Annotated in this window: 20 protein-coding genes and 1 tRNA gene; 6 read left to right on the forward strand and 15 right to left on the reverse strand. The window is 65.5% G+C overall.

Features of this window, described 5'->3' with window-relative positions; genetic code table 11:
* Positions 1 to 157 precede the first annotated feature (157 nt).
* Positions 158 to 580: a hypothetical protein gene (locus tag SLQ31_RS20260; RefSeq protein ID WP_319435849.1), complete on the reverse strand. Its 423-nt coding sequence runs from the start codon at positions 578 to 580 to the stop codon at positions 158 to 160.
* Between the two features lie 194 nt (positions 581 to 774).
* On the opposite strand from SLQ31_RS20260, the gene SLQ31_RS20265 reads away from it, so the two are divergent.
* The gene (locus tag SLQ31_RS20265; protein ID WP_319435850.1) at positions 775 to 2,040 is read left to right on the forward strand and encodes a pyridoxal phosphate-dependent aminotransferase; all 1,266 of its coding nucleotides are present in this window, start codon (positions 775 to 777) and stop codon (positions 2,038 to 2,040) included.
* Positions 2,041 to 2,071: 31 nt separating this feature from the next.
* Positions 2,072 to 3,316 carry a YibE/F family protein gene (locus tag SLQ31_RS20270; protein ID WP_319435851.1) on the forward strand — a complete coding sequence of 415 codons (1,245 nt, stop codon included), beginning with the start codon at positions 2,072 to 2,074 and terminating at the stop codon, positions 3,314 to 3,316.
* On the opposite strand, the gene rfbA is transcribed toward SLQ31_RS20270, so the two are convergent.
* From rfbA to dcd, 6 genes are all read right to left on the reverse strand, one after another.
* Positions 3,267 to 4,133, reverse strand: coding sequence for a glucose-1-phosphate thymidylyltransferase RfbA (gene rfbA, locus SLQ31_RS20275; RefSeq protein ID WP_319435852.1), 867 nt, complete (start codon positions 4,131 to 4,133; stop codon positions 3,267 to 3,269). The two genes, SLQ31_RS20270 and rfbA, sit on opposite strands and share 50 nt — an antisense overlap.
* Positions 4,134 to 4,138: 5 nt before the next feature.
* The gene (locus tag SLQ31_RS20280) at positions 4,139 to 4,513 is read right to left on the reverse strand and encodes a nuclear transport factor 2 family protein (protein ID WP_319435853.1); all 375 of its coding nucleotides are present in this window, start codon (positions 4,511 to 4,513) and stop codon (positions 4,139 to 4,141) included.
* Between the two features lie 18 nt (positions 4,514 to 4,531).
* Positions 4,532 to 5,296: a maleylpyruvate isomerase family mycothiol-dependent enzyme gene (locus tag SLQ31_RS20285; RefSeq protein WP_319435854.1), complete on the reverse strand. Its 765-nt coding sequence runs from the start codon at positions 5,294 to 5,296 to the stop codon at positions 4,532 to 4,534.
* Positions 5,297 to 5,306: 10 nt separating this feature from the next.
* A complete protein-coding gene (locus SLQ31_RS20290) occupies positions 5,307 to 6,635 on the reverse strand; it encodes a UDP-glucose/GDP-mannose dehydrogenase family protein (RefSeq protein WP_319435855.1) in 1,329 nt (442 codons plus the stop codon).
* 86 nt (positions 6,636 to 6,721) lie between these two features.
* A complete protein-coding gene (locus SLQ31_RS20295; RefSeq protein ID WP_319435856.1) occupies positions 6,722 to 8,455 on the reverse strand; it encodes a hypothetical protein in 1,734 nt (577 codons plus the stop codon).
* A 180-nt stretch (positions 8,456 to 8,635) separates the two neighbouring features.
* On the reverse strand, positions 8,636 to 9,217 hold the full coding sequence (gene dcd, locus SLQ31_RS20300; protein WP_319435857.1) for a dCTP deaminase: 582 nt from the start codon (positions 9,215 to 9,217) through the stop codon (positions 8,636 to 8,638).
* A gap of 58 nt (positions 9,218 to 9,275) precedes the next feature.
* On the opposite strand from dcd, the gene SLQ31_RS20305 reads away from it, so the two are divergent.
* Positions 9,276 to 9,349, forward strand: a tRNA-Gly gene (locus SLQ31_RS20305).
* A gap of 133 nt (positions 9,350 to 9,482) precedes the next feature.
* Here the strand turns inward: SLQ31_RS20305 and SLQ31_RS20310 are convergent.
* The 5 genes from SLQ31_RS20310 to SLQ31_RS20330 all read right to left on the reverse strand — a co-directional run bounded on the left by SLQ31_RS20310 (position 9,483) and on the right by SLQ31_RS20330 (position 15,758).
* The gene (locus SLQ31_RS20310) at positions 9,483 to 10,664 is read right to left on the reverse strand and encodes a hypothetical protein (RefSeq protein ID WP_319435858.1); all 1,182 of its coding nucleotides are present in this window, start codon (positions 10,662 to 10,664) and stop codon (positions 9,483 to 9,485) included.
* A 1,148-nt stretch (positions 10,665 to 11,812) separates the two neighbouring features.
* A complete protein-coding gene (locus SLQ31_RS20315) occupies positions 11,813 to 12,160 on the reverse strand; it encodes a hypothetical protein (RefSeq protein ID WP_319435859.1) in 348 nt (115 codons plus the stop codon).
* Between the two features lie 150 nt (positions 12,161 to 12,310).
* Positions 12,311 to 12,658, reverse strand: a complete 348-nt coding sequence (locus SLQ31_RS20320; RefSeq protein ID WP_319435860.1) for a hypothetical protein — start codon at positions 12,656 to 12,658, stop codon at positions 12,311 to 12,313.
* A 101-nt stretch (positions 12,659 to 12,759) separates the two neighbouring features.
* Positions 12,760 to 13,914 carry a BTAD domain-containing putative transcriptional regulator gene (locus SLQ31_RS20325; RefSeq protein WP_319435861.1) on the reverse strand — a complete coding sequence of 385 codons (1,155 nt, stop codon included), beginning with the start codon at positions 13,912 to 13,914 and terminating at the stop codon, positions 12,760 to 12,762.
* Positions 13,911 to 15,758, reverse strand: coding sequence for a serine/threonine-protein kinase PknD (locus SLQ31_RS20330; protein WP_413642602.1), 1,848 nt, complete (start codon positions 15,756 to 15,758; stop codon positions 13,911 to 13,913). Before SLQ31_RS20330 ends, SLQ31_RS20325 begins: the two co-directional genes overlap by 4 nt.
* A 275-nt stretch (positions 15,759 to 16,033) precedes the next feature.
* Between SLQ31_RS20330 and SLQ31_RS20335 the strand changes: the two genes are divergently transcribed.
* Positions 16,034 to 16,459 carry a hypothetical protein gene (locus SLQ31_RS20335; RefSeq protein ID WP_319435862.1) on the forward strand — a complete coding sequence of 142 codons (426 nt, stop codon included), beginning with the start codon at positions 16,034 to 16,036 and terminating at the stop codon, positions 16,457 to 16,459.
* A 33-nt stretch (positions 16,460 to 16,492) separates the two neighbouring features.
* On the opposite strand, the gene SLQ31_RS20340 is transcribed toward SLQ31_RS20335, so the two are convergent.
* The 3 genes from SLQ31_RS20340 to SLQ31_RS20350 are packed head-to-tail and all read right to left on the reverse strand — an operon-like array spanning position 16,493 to position 19,939.
* Entirely contained in the window at positions 16,493 to 17,965 is a 1,473-nt protein-coding gene (locus tag SLQ31_RS20340) for a DHA2 family efflux MFS transporter permease subunit (RefSeq protein WP_319436228.1), read from the reverse strand.
* Positions 17,966 to 17,981: 16 nt separating this feature from the next.
* A complete protein-coding gene (locus tag SLQ31_RS20345) occupies positions 17,982 to 19,256 on the reverse strand; it encodes a DUF445 domain-containing protein (RefSeq protein ID WP_319435863.1) in 1,275 nt (424 codons plus the stop codon).
* On the reverse strand, positions 19,253 to 19,939 hold the full coding sequence (locus SLQ31_RS20350; RefSeq protein ID WP_319435864.1) for an Abi-alpha family protein: 687 nt from the start codon (positions 19,937 to 19,939) through the stop codon (positions 19,253 to 19,255). Before SLQ31_RS20350 ends, SLQ31_RS20345 begins: the two co-directional genes overlap by 4 nt.
* A 253-nt stretch (positions 19,940 to 20,192) precedes the next feature.
* On the opposite strand from SLQ31_RS20350, the gene SLQ31_RS20355 reads away from it, so the two are divergent.
* Both SLQ31_RS20355 and SLQ31_RS20360 read left to right on the forward strand, forming a co-directional pair.
* A complete protein-coding gene (locus SLQ31_RS20355; protein ID WP_319435865.1) occupies positions 20,193 to 21,227 on the forward strand; it encodes a hypothetical protein in 1,035 nt (344 codons plus the stop codon).
* Between the two features lie 50 nt (positions 21,228 to 21,277).
* Positions 21,278 to 22,504 carry an MFS transporter gene (locus SLQ31_RS20360; RefSeq protein WP_319435866.1) on the forward strand — a complete coding sequence of 409 codons (1,227 nt, stop codon included), beginning with the start codon at positions 21,278 to 21,280 and terminating at the stop codon, positions 22,502 to 22,504.
* The last annotated feature ends 5 nt before the right edge of the window (positions 22,505 to 22,509 follow it).

Below are 22,509 nucleotides of genomic sequence, written 5' to 3' on the forward strand. Positions count from 1 at the left end.
GATCAGCCCCGCGGATACCAACTCCCAAAAACGAACCTGAACCGACAACAACGGACTCCGCGGCATCAACACCCCAATCACGAAGTGTTGCAATCACCCCTTGAAGCCAAGTCGCACGATTGCGCGATAACTACAGCGTGGGCGAAGTGGCGACGAATCAGCCGATCTTGTTCAGCTGGAACGGAACCGAGGTGATCTGCCCGCCCGGGCAGTCACCGTTGGAGTCCGCCGTGATTGTCCCTGTCATGGTGACGGCGTCCACTGAGTAGGCGATCCGCACCGGCGCGTAGGCGCCGTTGTCGCAGACGATCCCGTCGGGCTTGGTGACAGTGAAGTTCCACCGGCCGTCGGTAAAGGTGGCCACACTGGTCCAGCCCAAGGTGCTGCTGAGGTTTGCGGTGCATCCGTTGACGACGGGAGCGCATGCCGACGCCGCCGTCACGACGGCACCTTCGTCCCCGCCCCTGACGGAGTAGGTGCCGTTGATCGCGGCCGGATCGGCACCCGCAGCGGCAGCAAAGCCCAGCGCGCCGGTCGCCGCCAGCACGGCAGCAGTCGTCAATGTGCGTGTGATCTTCACGTTCATCCCTTTGCGCCGTCGGACCGGTGGTGACGACCCAAGCTAGCAGTCAGTTCGACCCAGAGACCCTCGCCTACACAGCGGAGTCACAGTTGTATCCGAGGTGTCTTTCAATCGTGACTTCCGCACGTCACAGCAAAGCCACAATCGGTCACAGAAGAAACCAAGTTGCGTAGGAATGGGAGAATCAACCGGTGACTACCCACCAGTTACCGTGGCACGGCACGAGCCAGAGCCCTCGGCCGCGCACGTTCACGCAGTCGACCAAGCTGCAGGACGTTCTCTACGAGATCCGCGGGCCGATCCACGAGCACGCCAACCGGCTGGAGAACGAGGGTCACCGGATCCTCAAGCTCAACATCGGCAATCCCGCGCCGTTCGGTTTCGAGGCGCCCGACGTGATCATGCGCGACATGATCGCCTCGCTGCCCGATGCGCAGGGCTACTCGGACTCCAAGGGCATCGTCAGCGCCCGCCGCGCGGTGTTCACCCGCTACGAACTGGTCGAGAACTTTCCCCGCTTCGACATCGACGATGTCTACCTCGGCAACGGGGTCTCCGAGCTCATCACGATGACCCTGCAGGCGCTGCTCGACAACGGCGACCAGGTGCTCATCCCCGCGCCGGACTACCCACTGTGGACGGCATCGACCGCGCTGGCCGGTGGCACCCCGGTGCACTACCTGTGCGACGAGACCAACGCCTGGATGCCCGACGTCGCCGACCTGGAATCCAAGATCACCGACCGCACCAAGGCGCTCGTGGTGATCAATCCGAACAACCCGACCGGTGCGGTGTACAGCCGCGAAGTTCTGCAGCAGATGGTCGAATTGGCACGCAAGCATCAGCTGCTGCTGCTGGCCGACGAGATCTACGACAAGATCCTCTACGACGACGCCCAGCACATCAGCCTTGCCTCGCTGGCACCGGACCTGCTGACACTGACGTTCAACGGGCTGTCCAAGGCCTACCGGGTGGCCGGTTATCGGTCGGGCTGGCTGGTCATCACCGGACCCAAGGAACACGCCAGCAGCTTCATCGAGGGCATCAGCCTCTTGGCCAATATGCGGCTGTGCCCGAATGTGCCTGCGCAGCATGCCATTCAGGTTGCGCTGGGTGGACACCAGAGCATCGACGATCTGGTCCTGCCGGGCGGCCGGTTGCTCGAGCAGCGCGACGTCGCGTGGAGCAAGCTCAACGAGATCCCCGGGGTGTCCTGCGTCAAGCCCACCGGCGCGCTGTATGCCTTCCCACGGCTCGACCCCGAGGTGCACGACATCCACGACGACGAGCAGATGGTGCTGGATCTGCTTCTGCAAGAGAAGATTCTGGTCACCCAGGGCACCGGGTTCAACTGGCCGGCTCCCGATCACTTCCGGATCGTGACGCTGCCGTGGGCACGCGACTTGTCAAGGGCTATCGAACGGCTAGGCAACTTTCTGGCCAGCTACCGGCAGTAAGTACCCAGGCCGGCGGCTCTACCCTGTCCGGGTGACGCATTCGCATTCACACACCGGCCCGGCGCCGCTGAGTCCGCTGGCCGCCCGGATCGTGGTGGTCGCGCTGGCCGTGATCGGTCTGGCGACGGTGATCGGCGCGGTACTGCTGTGGCCGAGCGGCTCGAAGGTCGACATCCCCCTGCCGTTCCAGAACGGCCAAGGCGGCGCGGTCACCACCGAGGGCGGTCACGTGGTGTCCAGCAGCCTGGCCGACTGTGGCAGCCCGTCGGCCGGTCAGGTACTCACCGCATCGCCTACCCCCGGGATCTCCGGCAGCGGCACCTGCGTGCAGACGGTCGTCGCGATCGAGAGCGGACCGAACCGGGGCGCGTCCACGATGCTGGAGTTCTCCCCCGGCCCGGGTCAGCCGAATCTGTTGGCGGGCGACACGATTCGCATCTTCCGCCAGGTCGATGAGCAGGGCACGACCAGCTACGGGTTCTACGACTACGAGCGCACCTGGCCGCTGATCGCGCTGGCGGCAGTGTTCGCGATCGTCATTGTGGCGGTGGCACGGTGGCGTGGGTTGCGGGCTCTGGTCGGGATCGTCGTCGCGTTCGGGGTGCTGGTGGTTTTCCTTCTCCCGGCGTTGCGGGACGGTGCCGCAGCGATTCCCGTCGCGCTGGTTGCCTCGTCCGTCATCCTCTTTGCCGTCATCTACCTGGCGCACGGCATCAGCCTGCGCACCAGCGCGGCTCTGCTGGGCACGCTGACCGCGATGCTGTTGGCAGCGGGATTATCCTGGGCGGCAATCGGACTCGTACATCTGACCGGCTTGTCGGAGGATCAGAACAACGAGGTCGCGGCGTACATGGGACACGTGTCGATCCAGGGCTTGCTGCTGGCCGGGTTCATCATCGGCTCGCTGGGTGTGCTCAACGACGTGACCATCACCCAGGCGTCGGCGGTATTCGAGCTCGCCCACGTCGGCGGTGGCTCGCGCAGACAGATCTTCGTGCGCGCCATGCGCATTGGCAGCGACCACATCGCCAGCACGGTGTACACCCTGGTGTTGGCCTACGCCGGTAGTTCACTACCCCTGCTGCTGTTGTTCAGCGTCGCCAATCGCTCGTTGTTCGACGTGCTGACCAGCGAGAGCGTGGCCATCGAGATCGCCCGCTCAGCAGTGGGCGGTATCGCGCTGGCGTTGTCGGTGCCGCTGACCACCGCGATCGCCGCGGTACTGGCTACCCCTGGTCCAGCAGCGTCAGCAGGTAACCGCCATAGCCTGACTTGACCAGCTCCGCGGCACAGCGGGCCAGCTGCTCGTCGTCGATGAAGCCCATCCGCCAGGCGACCTCTTCGGGGCAGGACACCTTGAGTCCCTGGCGGTATTCGATGGTGCGCACGAAATCGCTTGCGTCCAATAGCGAATCGAAGGTTCCGGTGTCCAGCCAGGCGCTGCCGCGCGGCAACACCTCGACCGCCAGCCGGCCTTGGGCCAGGTAGGTCTGGTTGACTTCGGTGATCTCCAGTTCACCCCGCGGCGAGGGCCGCAACCCCGCGGCGATCTCGATGACGTCGTTGTCGTAGAAATACAGCCCGGGCACCGCGTAGTTCGACTTGGGCGAGGCCGGCTTCTCCTCCAGCGACAGCGCGGTGCCGTCGGCGGCGAACTCGATCACACCGTAGGCCGACGGATTCGCCACCCGGTAGGCAAAGATGGCCGCGCCCTGGATATCTCGGAACCTGTTCAGGCTGGTGCCAACACCGGGTCCGTAGAAGATGTTGTCGCCCAGGACAAGTGCGACGGTTCCGGTGCCGATGTGGTCGGCCCCGATCAGGAATGCCTGCGCCAGTCCGTCGGGCCGATCCTGCACCGCGTAGCTGATGTTGACGCCAAGGCGTGAGCCGTCCCCGAGTAGCCGATGAAAGGCCGGGGCGTCGTGGCCAGTGGTGATCACCAGGATGTCGCGAATGCCCGCCATCATCAGCGTGCACAGCGGGTAGTAGATCATCGGCTTGTCGAACACGGGCAGCAGCTGCTTGCTGGGACCCATCGTGATGGGATGCAGCCGCGTGCCCGACCCGCCGGCCAGGATGATCCCGCGCAAGTCGGTCAGGCCTGCAGATCTTCGTCGGACAGCTCGGTAGCGGCCAGGGCTGCCGCCAGGTCGTCGTGGCGGAACGCCGAGGTGATGTGGTCATGCACCACCCGGAAGGCCGATGCCGCGGTGCGGACGTCGGACGGATCGGTGGCCGAGGTCAGCCGCTCTTCGACGACGACGACACCGTCGCGGTAGTAGATCTCGCCCACCTCGATGGGGCCCGCTGAACGTTGTGCCCACTCCCGCAGCGCGGCGTGGCCCTGTGCGGCGCCGCCGGCGTCGCCGATCTCGATGTCGTCGCTGGACAGCGAGACCAGGGTGTCGACGTCCGCGGTGCTCAGCGCGTCATGCCAGGCCAGAACGGTGGCGATCTCCGAAGTGCTCATTTAGCTAAAACTACCGGTCTAGAACGGCGTGCGTGCCAGCCAGGTGTCCCAAACACCCGGGTCGCCGAATACCTCCAGGCCTTCCTCGGCGGCGGTGCGCCGACGCACGACGGCCAGCAGCAGGCTGCGTGCCGGTCCCCGCAGCGCGGCGGTGGCCTTGCCGTGTTCGTGGTCGACGGCGATGCCGTCGGGCCGCCCGAGGATGGTCCACTCGCCGGCCTCGCCCAGGCCGGGGTCGGTGGCGTGCAGATGGAGTGACTGGCCGTCGCCCACCGGCCGGTCACCGCCGGCGGGGCCTTCCAGATCGGCCTCGATCACCGACCGCTCCAGCCACTCGCTGATGGCGTCGGCGGCCAGCGCGGGGTCCACGTCGTAGTCCACTCCCAACGCGATGGCGGCGTCGGCCCGATGGACCAGGACTTCGTGCAGGCGCCGCCGGATCCACCATGCGGCGGGCCGCGGCCCCAGGAACGTCCACACGGCAGTCTCGGCACCGGTCTGCGCGACGGCATCGATGAGCTGCCGCGGACCGGCCTGGAGCCACTCGATCTCGTTGTCCCGGCCTGCCGGCGGCTTGCCGCCCGCGACCGTGCGCGGGTCGATGTAGTCCATCGACTCTTCGGCGACGATCTGGGCGCACCACCGGTCGCCGCGCCCCACGTGGCGCATCAGTTGTTCGAGCGTCCACTCTGGGCAGGTCGGCACCGGAATCGACAGATCGGCGTCGCGCAGAAGGTCAGCGAATGCCGCGTTTTCGGCGATCAAGGCGGTCGTGAAGTCCACGAAGGAGAACCTACGTCACCACCGGGCGACCCAACGCGTAAACCTTCCAACCCGCGCTCCCCCAGCGCGCGACGTCGAGGCAATTACGGCCGTCCACAATGACTCTGGCCCGAACATGCTGCGCCAATTGGTCCGGATCGAGGTCGACGAACTCCTGCCATTCGGTCAGCACCAGGACGGCATCGGCTCGGTCGCATGCTTCAAGGGCCGAGGTCGAATAGTTCAGCGTCGGGAACAGGCGTTGCGAGTTCTCCATCGCCTTGGGGTCATAGACATTCACGGCCGCGCCGTTGAGCTGCAACAGGCCGGCGACGTTGAGCGCAGGGGAATCCCGCACATCGTCGGACTCGGGCTTGAACGCCGCGCCGAGCACGGCGACGTTGGCGCCCAGCAGCGAGCCGCCACAGGCGGTGGTGGCCAATTCGACCATCCGAGTCCGTCGGCGCATGTTGATGCTGTCCACCTCACGCAGGAACGTCAGCGCGTGGTTGGCACCCAGCTCGCCGGCACGGGCCATGAAGGCGCGAACGTCCTTGGGCAGGCAGCCACCACCGAAACCCAACCCCGCGTTGAGGAATCGGCGTCCGATGCGCGGGTCGTGGCCCAACGCGTCGGCCAGTAGACGTACGTCGGCGCCGGCCGCCTCACACACCTCGGAGATGGCGTTGATGAAGGAGATCTTGGTCGCCAGAAAGGCGTTGGCCGATACCTTGACCAGTTCGGCGGTCTGCAGGTCGGTCAGCAGGAAGGGAATGTCCTCGGCGAGCAGCGGCGCGTACATCTCCCGCAACACCGCCTCAGCACGCGTCGAATCAGGCTGTACGCCAACGACGATACGGTCCGGGTGCAGGGTGTCCTCCACGGCGAAGCCCTCGCGTAGGAATTCGGGATTCCAGGCGATTTCAACGTCCACGCAGCCGCGGGCCAGCGACCGCGCGCGCCGGCTCAGCTCGGCGGCGGTGCCGACCGGAACCGTTGACTTGCCGACGATCACGGCCGGCCGGGTCAGCCGGGGCACCAGTTCGTCGATGACGGCGTTGACGTGGCGCAGATCCGCGCCGTATTCGCCCTTTTTCTGTGGGGTGCCGACGCCGAGGAAGTGCACGTCGGCGAAGTCGGCCGCGGCGTCGTAGTCGGTGGTGAACCGCAGGCGACCGGCAGAGAGGTTGTCCTGCAACACCTTTGCCAGTCCGGGTTCGTAGAACGGGATCTCGCCGGACGACAGTTTGGCGATCTTGCCGGGGTCGATGTCGATCCCGACGACGTCATGACCGAGTTCGGCCATGCCCGCGGCGTGAGTTGCTCCTAGATAACCGGTGCCAAAGACTGTGCATCGCATACTGCCCTCTATAGGCAGCCCCGATGATGTCACCGCATCGCGACACTGAGCGCGAAGCTAACGTCGGGTGAACTCGGGCCTGGCGGCTAGTGCCCGAAACTCGGGAATGGCCACAACGGGCTCTGCGAACCCCCGCCTGAACTGCGGGAACCGCCATCGGAGTCACTCGAGTGGGAACCACCCCCGGAGCCTGACCGCGAGCTCGAGCCGCCCGATCCGGAGCCACCGCCGGAACCCGAGCCATAACCGCCCGATCCGGCGGCCGCGCTGGGAGCGCTGGGTGCGCTCGGCGCCTCGGTGATGACTGGGGCCGACGGCTGCTGCTGCGAGGGAGGCGAGGACGGCTCCTGTGGCAGCTGCGGCGTCGAGGGATTCGACGGGTACGACGGCGTCGAGGGATTCGACGGGTACGACGGCCCCTGCGGTTCCTGCGGATAGCTAGGCGAGGACGGATACGACGGATAGTGCGGCGCCCGCGGCGGCCGCAGGAACGGCGGCAACAGCGGCGGAAGGACGATCACCGGCGGGGCGATGATCGGCGGCGGAATGTACGGCGCAACCGGGGCAGGTGCCGGCGCCTCCGGAAGAGGAGCGGGCGCGGGCGCCTCGGGGGCCGGTGCAGGTGCCGCGGGAGCAGGCGCGGGGGCCTGCGCCGGGGTCACGTAGACCGTCCGGGGCGCCTGCTGCACGACGGGCACCGGCTCCTGGATGGTGTCCGGCACCGACGGGGGCGACGGCGCGGGCGGCGCGGCCGCCTCGGGAACCACCGGCGCGGCGGGCTGGCTGCTCGGCACGATCACACTCTCGGCCGGGCTGGGCCGCTGGTTGACGGTCGGCCGGATGCTGACAGCCAGGGAGATCACCAGGGCCACGACGCCGATCACGAAGACCGACGCCAGCGCGCTGCCGACCAGCAAGAACGGCTTGCGCTCCGGCTCGTCCACGGCGAAATCGGGATCGGCGGGAATCGCGTCGTAGTCGAGGTCCCCGTCCAGTTCGTCGAGCACTTCGCTGTAGCCGAGCGGGGCCATGTAGCCCGCGGCGGCCATCTGGGTGCCGGCTTCCGACAGGCCGGCAGCCGACATCTCGGTGTCCGCACCGGCGGGGTAGGCCTTACCGGCGGTGGTGCCGTCGGGATCCCGGCCGTAGCCCAAGCCGACGGTCGAGGCTTCATAGCGAGGCGCCGCGGCCGACGCGAGCGCGGCACCGCGCGCCAGGGCCAGTTCGGCTTCCTCGGGAGCGTGCACGGGCAGCATGGTGCCGAGCGCGAGCTGTGACTTCACCGCGGAGACGTCGACGCCGGCGCCGAGGACGAACAGGCCCTGCGGCGGCTGGTCGAGGCCTTCGAGGCCGGCGACCATGCGCTGCAGTTCGGCGATCGCGTCCTGGGCGTGCAGGCTCTCGGTCTGCACTTTGACGATCGCTCCGCTGGCGGTCTCGACCACCGCCACGGTCGCGGTGTCGCGATCAAGCAACATCAGCGCTGTGCGGTCGTAGTCGACTGCCTGTCCAACGGCCTGGGCCAACGCGCCTGCGGCGTGCAGTTCAGACACCAGGACGACGTCGTCGATCTTGCGGGCCTTGAGCGCGTCGCGCAGACCTGCCGCGGCGGCATGGTCGGTCCAGGTGACACCGGTGGACACCAGGCGGTGCCCGCCTTCGGTGGCGCTCTCCCGGGTACCGAGAATCGCCGCGACCACTTGCTCGGCCGCGGTTGCTGCACCTTCGTCGGTCGCGATGTCGAAGGTGTCGTTGTCGACGGTTACGCCGTCTGCTTTTTCGCCTTCGACCAGCACTATGCGCACCGTCGTTGGCGTCATGGACACACCAAGTGCGATGTCCACTACCCCTCCAAGGTTTGTTTGCTGGGTCCCCCGACCCACTGCTGCGGTCCACCCTGTTTGAGCCGCTCGACTAGAAGTTTCATCGCCGCAGGTGGCGGGTCCGTTACAGCCGAACGGGTTAGCTGATGGCTGACAGCTGACCCTGGAGTTCCGAGGTTACTCGCCGGGCCGGGACTGGATGAAGTTCTGATACGAACGCGACGGGGTGGGTCCGCGTTGGCCCTGGTATTTCGAGCCGACGCTGGCGCTGCCGTACGGGTTCTCGGCGGGGCTGGTCAGCCGCAGCAGGCACAGCTGGCCGATCTTCATGCCCGGCCACAGCGTGATCGGCAGGTTGGCGACGTTCGACAGTTCCAGGGTGATGTGCCCGGAGAAACCCGGGTCGATGAAGCCCGCGGTGGAGTGCGTCAGCAGGCCCAGCCGGCCCAGCGAGGACTTGCCTTCCAGCCGGCCGGCGAGATCGTCGGGCAGGGTGCAGCACTCCAGTGTCGAGCCGAGGACGAACTCGCCGGGATGCAGCACGAACGGTTCGCCGTCCGCAGGCTGGACCAGGGTGGTCAGCTCGTCCTGCTGCTTGGCGGGGTCGATGTGGGTGTAGCGGGTGTTGTTGAAGACCCGGAACAGGCTGTCCAGCCGGACATCGACGCTCGACGGCTGCACCAGGCTGTCGTCGAAGGGGTCGATGCCAAGGCGTCCATCGGCGATGGCGGCGCGGAGGTCACGATCGGAGAGCAGCACGCGACGAGCGTACTGGCGCGCGGCGGGCGGCGCGGTTGCTATCCTTCGTCAGCACCAGGCCGATGTAGTTCAATGGCAGAACATCAGCTTCCCAAGCTGAATACGCGGGTTCGATTCCCGTCATCGGCTCCACGTAACCAGGGCATATCGCCCGGGCGACGCGAATGCCCCGAGGATTCCGACCCCGCCGCGACCCCAACTCGCCTACCAACACGACCGCTGGTTCGATTGAACGGCGCGCGTCCCTGGCGGGTGTCCGATCTGATTAGGCGGCGAGCAATTCGCTGCCAAGAAGAGCAGCCAGGTCGCTCTGGGCGATGACGCTGCTGTCGCGCGGAATGAAGAGGCCGACCTCCTCAACGAGGCTGCCATTGCGGTGGAAAAGACCGGGCAAGTCCCCGGCGTAGTAGCCGTCGACATTCAAGTAGTCATCGAGAATTGACGTGAGTTCTTTGTCGATGTCCGTCGTAAAACTGATCCGATTGAGATCGTCGAACCCTCCTCCCCACATGGTTTCACCGCCGGGACCAGTCGCAGACCCAGTCACCAACGTGGCAGCCTGCCACGCGTTTGGAGTGGTCGAAGATTTTACGATGAAGGTGTCCGTGCCCGAAATCCCCCGGTTTGCAATCTCGGTGTCGGGATTGTAAGTGAAATCATTCGTGACCGCGTCGCCATATTTGCGAAGCAGATCGAGTTGTGTGGCATACGTGGCGTGGTAACCGGTCGTCAGTTGGACGATTTCTTCATCGCGGTGAAGCTCGGCAAGCTTCTGCGAAACGACCACAATCGCTTCCGGGTTGGTAGTCGGCGGGTTGTTTCCCTGCAGTGCTGCCAGTTGCGAATTGCGGAACGAAATATCTGATTCAAGACTCGCCCATATATAGCCGAGGGTGTCATCGTCGCCGAGGTCGATCAGTTGCAGTGTTTTTGGCGTCGCGAACTGGACGACCTGATAGCCCTGACTCTGTCCCCAGTCGGAATCGGCATAGGCTTGAGCGACTGCGTAACTGCTGTACCAATTCGTCGTCAACGCGAAGCGATTGAGGGGATCGTCTTGGGGCAGCAGCCCGGATGGCGGGATCTTCAAAGCCTTGTAAAGGGAAGTTCCTTCGGGCACATTCAGGACGTCGAGGGAAAATGTGGTGCCGCCCTTCGACGCCGGGATGTAGGTGATGGAAACCCCTGATGAGTCTTCGAGAAAGCTGTGTAGTCCGCCGATTCTCGTGGGCTCTAAAGGGGAACTCAGGATCGTGTCCCCAGGAGGTAGCTGGTTGCTCGTCGTGTATTCCGGAGTAACGGGGGCGGGGGGACACGTGAACATTTCCGCGAATGCGCGCCGCAGCTGTTCAAGCGCGCCTTCGACGAACCCGGTAAACGGGTTGGTCGGCAGGCTCGAGAGCCAGTTGATTGCGGTGCCGAGGACGCGGTCGATCTCGGCGACCACGTGCTGGATAACAGGATGACGGGTAGACGCCGTGGACGCCGAGCAGGTCACGCATGTTGCGGCGGACTTTGGGGTGGCCGCTGTCAACACCGGTTGAGAACTAACGGAGGCAGATTGGGGAGAACGAGCCAGCACCGCGATCGTCGAGGCCGTCGAGCCTGTCGGTGCCGCGGAGGCAGTTACGCCAGAGACTGGCGACCGGACATCTTGTTGGGGTTCAATCCGCGAGATCGGTGCGGGCAAGGACTGCTCGGCGTGAGTACGACTGATTGGCGGAGTGAAACCTGTCCCCGCCGCGCCCGTGATCGTTACTTGGCGAACTTTGACCACGACGGGAGCCCTTGTGGCGGCGGAGGGCGGTGACACCCGGACCACCGGCGGGGCCGGCGACGACGAAGTCGTCCGGCCACGATGGGAACCCTGGGGCGTGCTCGCCCCATGGGAAGCAGACCGCTGCGCTGGAGCCGACGGCGACACCGCTGACGTCGAACCCGTGTCACCCGAATCTGCGACGGCGATACCCACGGCTTGAGGCCCAGCCAGGGACAACCCCAACACGAACGCTGTCGCTGTGACCCGCACAATTCTCGTGAGAGCCATTGTCAGTTCACCCGTTTCTACATCGATGGGCACAGGGCCCACGAAGGCTGCCGAGGCTGAAGAACTGGAACGTAACAGACCAGGCGTGACACCATCACGACTTCACTCACGTTCACTTACGCCGCCGAAACCAGCCACGAGGGACAAACGCGACAAGCTACGGGCTATCCGAGGTTCCCGTACGAGTTTGGCTACGCCGATGGGCAGTACGCCCGTACGCCCGTAGTTCGACCCCAGAAAAAATCCCCAAGCTGAATACGCGGGTTCGATTCCTGTCATCGGCTCGACGTTGATCAGCACAATCGCCTCGGTTAATCCGTTCGAATCTTGCCCTGAATGTCACGACGACCACCGAGGGCGAAACCCCAGCCTCTGGTGCGTCCACGGGGGAGCGAGCCTTGTACTCGACGAACTAGACGACTTGGGGCACAGGATCGAGCGAGCGAGCACTTAACTCAGTCACGGAGAACAGGAACGGTTGGTAGTCCGATGTCTTCGTGAAACAGGTCGCCACAGAGCGGGGTCCAGGTCGGACAAGTCTGCGGGAATTAATGGCCGAGCGAGTGGGGCAGGTTGTTGGCGCCCTTGTGTCCCTGGCCATCGTGGGGGCTGGCCGGCGCCATGGGGAAGGCGATGTGAACTCCGGTGGCGGCGCTGCCGGGGGTCGGCACGCTGGTGACATCCGAGCCCCTGGTCGCACCCTCGAGCTCTTCAGTGACCTCGCGGGCATCGCCAACAGCCTCGCCGGCGGTGCCGGTCATCGCGGTGCCTTCGACTGTGGTGGTGGTTCCGGTGTCGGCGTTGGCCGGTGCGGCGATGGCGACGACGATTCCGCCGAAGGAGGCCAGGCCGAAGGCGGCGAGGGCGGCGGTGGTGGCGATCCGGTTCTTGATCATCTGAGTTCCTTTTCCTGGTGGCCACTTGGTGTGGCTGATAAGAGAAGGATCGGACGCGGCCCTCAATGGAACCTCAATGCCGCGACCGTGGCGCGGATCGCCTCACTGCGGTCAGTGTCTTCTGTGGATCGGCGTGGGTGCGGGCCGGTCTCAGTGGCCGTGCGAGTGGGGCAGATTGTTGGCGCCCTTGTGTCCCTGGCCATCGTGGGGGCTGGCCGGCGCCATGGGGAAGGCGATGTGAACTCCGGTGGCGGCGCTGCCGGGGGTCGGCACGCTGGTGACATCCGAGCCCCTGGTCGCACCCTCGAGCTCTTCAGTGACCTCGCGGGCATCGCCAACAGCCTCGCCGGCGGTGCCGGTCATCGCGGTGCCTTCGACTGTGGTGGTGGTTCCGGTGTCGGCGTTGGCCGGTGCGGCGATGGCGACGACGATTCCGCCGAAGGAGGCCAGGCCGAAGGCGGCGAGGGCGGCGGTGGTGGCGATCCGGTTCTTGATCATCTGAGTTCCTTTTCCTGGTGGCCACTTGGTGTGGCTGATAAGAGAAGGATCGGACGCGGCCCTCAATGGAACCTCAATGCCGCCGACGCACTGCTAAACGGTCAAGGGGCGGGCGGCTCGGCAGGTGCCATCTCGAACGTGAATTGGTTGCCGCCAATGCCGATGACATCACCGTCGCTGAGCGTCGCGCTGCCGCGAATGCGCTGGTGGGAGACCTGAACGCCGTTTGCCGACCGCAGGTCGTTGATCACGAAGTTGGCGCCCGTATCGATGATCGTGGCGTGGTATCGGCTCACTTTGGGGTCGTCGAGCACGACGCCGTTATCAGCCCGGCGACCGATCCCGGTGGTCACCGTCTCCAGCGGATAGCAGCGGCCGGCGGCGTCGCGCAGCTGCGCCCGGCTCGACCCGGCGGGGGCCGAAATCGTCGTGTGCCGCTCGAGCGTCGTGAGGATTTCGGACGCGTCGTTCTGCGCGATCTGCGCGACGTCCAACGGCTCCTGACGCAGGATCCGCTGCTCCAGAGCGCGCAGCGTCGGCCCGGGTTCGATGCCCAGCTCGTCTGACAACACCGATCTCAATCGCCGGTATGCGTCGAGGGCATCAGTCTGGCGCTCGGCCGCGTAGTAGGCAGTGATCAACTGGGTCCACAGGGGCTCCCGATAGGGATGCTCTGCCACGAGTTCTTCGAGCTCACTGATCACCGAACCGCCTCGACCACAGGCGATTTCGGATTCCGCGCGTACCACGTGGGCCACCAACTTGTCCTCGACCAGTGCGGTGGCGAACGATTGGGCGAAGCGGAACTCGCGCAGATCGTCCAGGACGGGACCGCGCCATTGCGCCAGGGCGGCTGACAGACGGTCGCTGGCCTGTCCGAACCGGCCGGCTGCCGCCGCTTGCACTCCGGCCGCCTTCTCGGTGTTGAACCGCCCCAGATCACAGGCCGCGTCGGGCACGTTGAGCTGGTAGCCCGGTCTGGCACTGGCCAAAACGGTCTTCGGGTCAACACCGTTGCAGCCGAGTACCTTTCGCAGGTTCGCCACGTAGACGTGCAGGTTGTGTATCGCGTCGGCTTGCGGCGAATCCTCGTCCCATATCGCTGCGATGATCGAGTCCCTCGGAACGGGACGATTGCGGTTGATCAGCAGCAGCGCCAATACTGCGCTCTGCTTGGGTGTGCCCAGCGGCGCCGTCTCGCGGTTCACCCGCACCTGCAACGGACCCAGGAGGCCGAAATCCAGACCCGATGTCATTGGCCGACTACGAGTTTCACCACAGGGTGGGGGCCTAGATCGGTGACATAGACGTTTCCCGCCCCGTCGACTGCCACCCCTTGGGGGTCGCTGAGGCCGGTGAAGGGCAGCGGGATCGCCGCCGTCGCGCCAGGCCGGAGCTCGACGACCGCGGCGTTACCGCGGTCGGTGACGTAGACATTGCCTTTCGAGTCGACAGCCACGCCTTGGGGCTCGTTGACGCCGGTGAACGGCAGCGCAGTGGCCACAGTCGAGCCTGCCGCCAGCTGCATCACCCGGTTGTTGCCCGCGTCGGTGACGACGACGCCGCCTGCCGCATCGACAGCAACGCCGCGCGGATCGTTGAGGCCGGTGAACGGCAGCGTGGCCGCCGCCGTCGCACCTGCGGCCAGAAACAGCACCCGATCGTTTCCACTGTCGACGAGATAAACGTCGCCCGCCGGACTGACGATGATGCCGCGGGGATCGTTGAGGCCGGTGAACGGCAGCGTGGCCGCCGCCGACGAGCCCGCAGGCAGCCACACCACCCGGTCGTTACTCGAGTCGGCGACGTAAACGCCGCCCTTCGCATCGACCGCCACATCGCGCGGGTTCCTGAGCCCGCTGATCGGCAGCTGGGTCGCCGCAGTCCCGCCGACCTCCATTCGCAGCACCCGATCCCTGCCGATGGCCGTGACGTACGCGTTCCCGGCAGTGTCGACCGCGACCCCGCCGGCGACGCGAATGTCTGTGAACGGCAGTGTGATCTGTGACGAATAACCTTGGCCGACCGGTAACGCTGACGTACTGCTGCTGCCTGACGACTGCCGCCCCACGATCACGACCCCCGCGACCACGACCGCCACCACCACAACCGCCGCAACAAGCGCACCGATAGCCTTACGCGACAGCATTTTTCGCTGTTCAGAGCGCGGCTTGACGGCTTCCATGGCGGGCAGTGTCGGATCGCCCGCCGCAGCCCGGGCGGCCGTCGCGAGCTCGTGAACGGAGGCGTAGCGGTCGTCGGGGTTCTTGGCCATCCCCTTGGCGATGACCTCATCGAAGGCCGCAGGTACATCGGAGTTCGTGACACTGGGTTGCGGAGGCGGAGTGTGCAGATGATGGGCGATCAACCCCTGCACGCCCACGTCGGAGACGAACGGCGGCCCGCCGGTGAGGCACTCGTACAGCACGCAAGCCAGCGCGTAGACGTCTACCCGGGAGTGGGTTTTGACTGCGGCGCCGATGGCCTCAGGCGCCATGTAGACCGCGGTGCCGATGGTTTCACCGGCCTTGGTCAGCGTGTGGTCTCCGGACGCGTGCGCGATCCCGAAGTCGATGAGGTAGGCAAAGTCGTTGTCGGACACCAGGATATTCGACGGTTTGACGTCGCGGTGGACCAGCCCGACGTCGTGAGCCGCTTGCAATGCGCCGGCGACCTGAACGATGATCGCCACCGCACGCGTCGGCGGTAACGCACCTTCTTGTTTGATCAGCGTGCGCAGGTCCTTGCCGTCGACCAGTCGCATGTTCAGAAAGAGCCGACCGTCCACATCGCCGAAGTCGTGGATCGGGATGATGTGCGGCTCGGTCAGTTGTGCCACGGCCTCGCACTCGCGCCGGAATCGTTCGCGCGACTCGTCGTCGTCGGCGGAGTGTTCGGGCAACACCTTCAGCGCGACCACCCGATTGGTCTGCGAGTCGCGTGCCCGCCACACCTGACCCATACCACCCGCGCCCAGCATTGACAGCAGCCCGTAGCGCCCGAAATTCCCGGTCGGCACTTCGCCTTGGGTGGCGTCACCGCCGCCGGTCAGGTCCTCGCCTCCAGTGGCGTCCCCGCCATCTATGACCGTGTCATCCATCGGTGCTGATAACCCTGTCTCTTGGTCGCGAGCGCCTACTCGCAGTCATTCAACCAGGAGAAGGCTGTTATTGCGCCGACGTTGCTGGTATACGGGTGCGGCCGGGCTTGGCGCTCGGGCCGACCAACCCGGTTGCGCCGTGGCCGCCGCTCAGTCCGGTGCCGCCGGGAGGCCCAGCGGGGCCGATGGACGGGTTGTTGGGAGAGGTGGGGAGTTTGCGGTGCCAGGTCTACACTCCCAGGGATCCGGGCATCCCGGGGACAGTCGGGGGAACCATGTACTCAGCGCGTACGGGCGCGGTCGCGGTTCTGGTGAGTCTGGGGCTGGTATGGGCCCAGGGCGTTGCGGTCGCCGAACCGTCCGATTCAAACTCGAATTCCAGCGGGGCGTCGGGCCGCAATTCTGGGTCCGCAGGCGGAGACTCGGCGTCGAGAAGCGGTTCTGATGACACCGGCTCAGGTCCCGCTGCTGGGCCGGGCACTGGCGATTCGGGCGGCGCGCCCACCTCCAAAATCGGTTCGGCACCCGCCAACGACATCTCGCCCGATGCCAATCCCGAACTGGCGGATCAGCTGGCCGACGACCTAGACGAAATGGCTGACGACGAAAACGAGACGTACGTCGATCACAATGCCTTCCTCGGGCAGCTCAACGCGGCGAGCAACGCGTATCAAGCACATGAAGTGGGCGGCGGGGGCTAACGCGCGCCCATCAGGGTGATCACGCGGTCGCAGTCAGCCGTCCTCGTGACCGACACACTCTGGGGGATACGGCGACGGCCCGTTGATCGCGCAATGCGGACACTGCTCGACGAGTATGCGGCTGCTCGCGCTTCTGCGGGTGGGGTGGGGTTTGATCCCGGTAACCGCCAGCGCGGCCGCCACCAACAACACGCTCGCTGCAATCACGATGGCAATGCGAAACCCCGCGTCGAACACGGTTGGTTCGGCGTAATCGGCACCGCTGATACCGGCCAGACCTGGTATCACGGCCACGGCCAGTAGCCCTCCGGCGCGAGCAACGGCATTGTTGACACCCGACGCCGCGCCGGCGAGATGGTCGGGCGCAGAGTCGAGTACGGCCGAGGTCAACGGTGCCACCACCAGGGACAGGCCGGCCCCAAATACCAGCGCTGCGGGTAGTACGTCGAAAGGCCAGGATGCGCCCGTACCGATCCGCAGCATCAGCAACAGCCCGGCGGCCGCGAGCACCAGACCGACGGTCATCGGCAGGCGCAAGCCGATCCGTGCGGCGAGAGCGCCCGCCCGCGCGGAAAAAAGAAGCATCATTGCCGTCACCGGAAGCAGCGCCGCCCCCGCCGCGACTGCACTAAATCCCGCGACGGTCTGCAGTTGCAACACCAACACCAAGAAGACCACTCCCAGGGCGCCGTAGATCAACAGCGTCATGGCATTGGCGACTCGAAATGTGCTGTCGACGAACAGCGATGGCGGGACCAAGGGATTTAGGGACCGTCGCTCCACAATGACGAACGCCACCAATGCCAACGCACCGACGCCGACCGTCACCAGACCACTCGCCGTCGCACCGCCGCGGCCGAGCACCGTCAACCCATACGTCAACGCACCGAGACCCAACGCGGCAAGCACCGTGCCACTGATATCCAGACCGGGCGGCGACTGGGTGTCGCGACTCTCGGGCACCCGCAACACCGACACCACGACGACCACAACTGCCAGCGGAACATTGATGAGAAATACAGCGCGCCAGTTCCATTCGGCGAGAAAGCCACCGAGGAACGGTCCCACCGCACCGGCCAGACCGCCCAGGCCCGACCATGCACCGATAGCGGCGCCCCGGTCGACGCCGCGGAACGACGCCGATATCAACGCCAAACTGCCGGGCGTCAACAGCGCCCCGCCCACCCCCTGCAAGGCCCGGGCCGTGATCAACAGGTCGACGTTCGGCGCGAACCCGCACGCCGCAGAGGTGACCGCGAACCAGACCACCCCGACCAGGAACACGCGCCGACGCCCGAAGCGGTCCCCGAGAGAACCGCCGAGCAGGATCAATCCCGCCAGCGTGAGCGTGTAGGCATTGATGATCCATTGCAGCCCACCGAAATCAGCATTCAGATCACGGGCGATGTGCGGCAACGCCACGTTCACCACGGTGCCGTCGATCATCACCATCGCGGTACCAAGCACCGTGGCGAGCAGTACCCATCGGCCCGCGGCGGTCCCCATCGTCAACCTCTCCACCTCAGTGGGTGAAGAATTCGATGATCTGCACCTGAAGCTCACCGACCACGCCGCCGAGCACCGCGCCGACCCCGATCATCAGCGGCTCGTCGTCTTTGAACACCGGACGCAGGATCGACTCGTACTCCTCATCGGTCAGTTGACTCATCTTGTCGATGACGAGTTGCTCGAGATCCAACGCGTTCGCCGCGTACTCCTGTGCCTCCAACAACGTGTCCGGCAGCCTCTCCAACACCAGGGTGACGACGTGGTCCTTCAGTGCCCGGTATCGCTTGGTGCCGACCGCCAGTGTGACCATCGGTCGCGCAACCCCGGTCTGGGCGTCGATGGCGGCATCGATTTCCTTGGCCGCCAACGCGAACAGCTTGTCCGAGCCGGGGCCTTTGATAATCGCGTCGAACATGAGCTCGGGTGAGAACAGATCCTCGGCCAGGATCTTCGCGTAGTCACGGGTGATCTTGTCGCGCTCGGCGTGCAGCAACCCCTGAAATGGGATGAAACCCAGTAGCTTTCGCGGCCGCATCGGCCGGAAAAGCATGTTCAACGCGATGTAATCGCTGATGAAGCCGACCGCGAAACCGAAGGCAGGCATGATCCATGGGTTCTTGAACAGCGCCCACGCCACCATCTGGACCAGACCGATCACCAGACCGAAGTAGATGCCGCTGCGCCGCACGAACGCCATCGCATCGGTCGTGACGCTGCGCATCAGCTTGACGAGCTTCTCCTTGTTGCGCACCAGCGCCGTCACAGCCATGAAGTGCAGATCGAGGTAGCGCGGAAGGTCGGCCTTCATCTCGGTCAGCATGTTCTCGACGATCCGGGGCGCCTGCTTCTGTATGCGCTCCTGGATCCCGCGTCGAGCGGATTCCGGCAGCGCGTCCCATAAGCCCGGGCGAATCTCCTCGGCGAGGTCACGCGAGATGTCGTCGACCGCTGCGGCGAGTGGGCCGCGCAGCGCGTCGACCGCGTCGTTGGCGTCGATGCGGTCCAATAGCTCTTCGGGCTTCAACAAGTTGGCCGTCAGCAGATCGATGGTCTTCGAGCCGACCTTGCCCGCCCGCCGCGGTACGATGCCTTGCCATCCGAAGGGGCCCCAACCCCTGAATTCGACCGGGCGATAGAGCATTTCGAGTGCCACAATCTTCGTGCTCCACCCGACGAAGGCCGCGACGAACGGCATCGACAGGTACACCATCCAGTAGGCGCTGAAGTCAGCCTTGATCTCGGTCCAATTCGAGAGGGCGAGCACAAGGTCCGGCGACGCGGAGCTCACTGCTCGACTCCCCCTGTGGTGGCGGCCCACAGCGACGCGCCGAGCGACGACAGCGTGAGCGTCGACTTGTCGACCTTTGCGGCGAGTGGACCTCGCGATGCACTCTTGACGGCCGCAAGCACCGCCGTCTCGGCCATCAGCACCTCGTACTCACTGGCCAGCGCGGGGTCTTCCGGACCCGATTCGACGAGGCCGAGGGACAGCAGATGGCTGACGTATTGCGGAACCATCTGCGGCAAAGCCACATTCGCGGTTCGCCCGATGAGAGAGGCATGTTCCAACGCGGCACGCCCCGGAACGCGTGGACTGAGCCAGGTGTAGACGTTCACCATCGGCGATGACGACCCGTCGGACAGCGCACCGAGGATGCGCGCCTCGTCGGCGACCAGCTGATCGAGCAGGTGGTGGTAGAGCTCGACTTGACTGCCCCTGGTGTTCTGGTCGAGCGCTCGGTCCAACAGCCGGCCCATCTTCCCGCTGAGCGAGTCGGGGTCTGGCACTCGCGCCTCCGACAGTGCCTCGGGTGAGGCATCCTCGAGCGCCTCGGCGGGGTCGAGTGAGTCGAGTCCGTGCCGGATAGCTCCGACGACTTGCTCCTCGGCCCAGCTGTACACGCCGAGACCCATCCGCGCGGCGCCGACCGCACGTTCGATCAATCCACGGGGGTCATATGAGAAAGCCATCCGCAAAAAATAGCCCGCCCCACGTCTCTGAAGTTGGAGACCACGATGATCGCGAGCCCGAACTCCTTCGGGCCGATCTGGGACTCGTGAGACGGATCCAGCTCGGGTCGGCCGTTTCCCGCATTTGACCTGATCACGACGGGTACGGTCAGCTCTACCAAGGCCCAGGGATTCTGCCTTTGCCGCTGGACATACCGACGAAGGATGAGGGGATCCCATGTCACCCAGGAATTATCGAAAACGTGCGACGTGCTTGATCGCCATCGGCACCGCCAGTGCGCTCACGCTCGCCGGCTTCAGCTCCGGTGCCGCATGGGCGGAAGAGCCAAGCACCGGGGAATCGCTGCGCATCGTGCTGGGTTCGAATCCTCAGGCGTCGCAGATCCCGCTGCTCTACGGCGTAGGCAACTACGGACGCGACTTCGGGCTGGCAATGAGCGTCGAGCAGAACATCACGAAATTCGATTCCCACACCGACGCGGTGCAGACTTTGCTCAACGGCAAGGCCCAGGTCATGGCGACGTCGTTCTCCGCGATCTTGGATGCCCGTGAGGCGGGCGAGAACGTCAAGATGTTCTGCCCCTATGTCAGCATGGACGACTTCGTCCTGGCCGGCGCCCACGGTGTGAACAACGCCGGTCAGCTGTTCGACCCGTCGACCCGGGTGGGCATCGACAGCCCGGGCGGCGCCGGCGCCATCGTCCTCAACGCGCTGTTGAGCGGCATCGGCGAGCCCCGCGACGTCGACGCACTACCGAATCAGCAGATCATCGAAAGCTCAAGCGCGCGAACGGAAGCGTGGGCCGAGGGCAAGCTCGATGCAACGGTGATTCACGACACGCAGTACGACAGCGCCCAAGCCAGGGTGGACCGACCGGTGGAGATCGCCACCCTCTACGAGAACGCTCCCGGCTTCATCAAGGTCGCCCAGGCCGCCCGAGCGGATTGGCTCGCACAGAACCGCGAACTCGCCGCCAGGTACTGCGCGACCACGCTGCGCGCGATGAAAGCACTCAAGGGTGACTTCGCCCTATTCCGTTCCGCGGTCAACGAATACACCGACGCGCCGCCGTCGGAAGAATCACTGCGGGAGCTGTTTGCGCTCATCCAGCAGTATCCGTTCTGGACTGAAAACGGCGGCCTCTCCGACGACAGCGTGAAGTTCATGATCGACATCGCGACCGAGTCGGGCGTACTCACCCAACCGATGAATGCCGCCGACGTCGTCGACCGCGAGACACTCAATCGCGCGGTCGAACTCGCGAATCAGCCGGCGAACGCTCACTGACACTCCCCCTAATCAGCACATTCGACGCCAGCAGGAGAGGTGGATACGCGTTGCCCATCGCCGAAAGCCGCTATCGGGTGCTGATGGGGTTCGGCACCTTCTATTTCATGGGCGCGCAGTTGGGCAGCGCACTCGCTGTCCTACCGTTTCTCCTGGTGGGTGAGGGCATCAACTGGGCCGCGGGTCTCGTCGTCCCGACCTTCAGCGTCGGGTTCATCATCGGAAACGCGTTGTCTCCTCTGGTGGTGAAGCGGTCACGGCGCCGCCAGAACGTGATCATCGCGCTGGCGTCGGCCACCATCGCCGTCCTCACCGCAGCCATCGCCGTGGCGGCGCTGCACAACACCATGGTCGCCTTCGTGTTCCTGTCGGCGTCGATGCTCGTCGGCGGCGCGATGGGCGTGTCGAACAATGCCTACGCCGAGATCATCTCGCGCATGCTCACCGCAACGCGACGCAACGACCTGGTCCTCAACCAACAGGCGCTGGGGGCCATCCTCACCATCGCGGCCACGCTGTTGCTCATTCCGTTGCTGCCCAATCGCGACGCCGTCGACTCACATCTCGATCTCCTGTGGTTCGGTGCGGCAGCGATGGCGATTGCCTTCGCTGCCGCGATGAAGGTCGGGCCGACGACGTCGGGAACGGTGAGCCCACCCCGCCGGATCACCGAGGATTTTCGCGAAGGACTCGCTGTCGTCCGCACGGTCCGCTGGTATCGGGTATTCCTGACGGCGCAGATCGTGTTCGTCCCGATCGCCGTCAACGAGACGTTCTTCGCGCTCCGCACGGCGCTCGCGCACGTGAACACAGCAGGCAGCCTGCACATGATCGTGATCAGTTCGGCGGCCGGCCTGGTCGCCGGTTCGTTCCTGTGGCGCAGCGTATTCCGCAGGTTCGGAGTGCGCGGGATGCTCGTATCGAGTGCGATCATCAGCTGCGTCGCGGCGGTGCTCTGCGCGGCCAACGAAGCCCTCCCGGCCAGACCACACCTCTGGGCCTACGGGGTCGTCTTCTTCCTCGTGGTGCTGTCGAACGCGGCCATTGCCGCCGCGACGGTCTCGTGGATCAGTGCCTTCGCCGCCGACGAACAACGCGCAGTCCTGATCAGCTTCGCCGCGACACTCGCGGCAGTGGCCACCGCGATCCTGGGCGCGGGCTTCGGCCTGCTGGCTCAGGTCACCGCGATCTGGCCGGTGTTCGTCGTCCTGGTGCTCGGCGTACTCGCCGGCGCAGTGGCAATGCGCGCGCCCGGCCGCACCCCGGCGGCGGGGTGATCGGG

This window comes from Mycobacterium sp. RTGN5 (assembly GCF_033804465.1).
In the GTDB taxonomy this organism is placed as follows: Bacteria; Actinomycetota; Actinomycetes; order Mycobacteriales; family Mycobacteriaceae; genus Mycobacterium.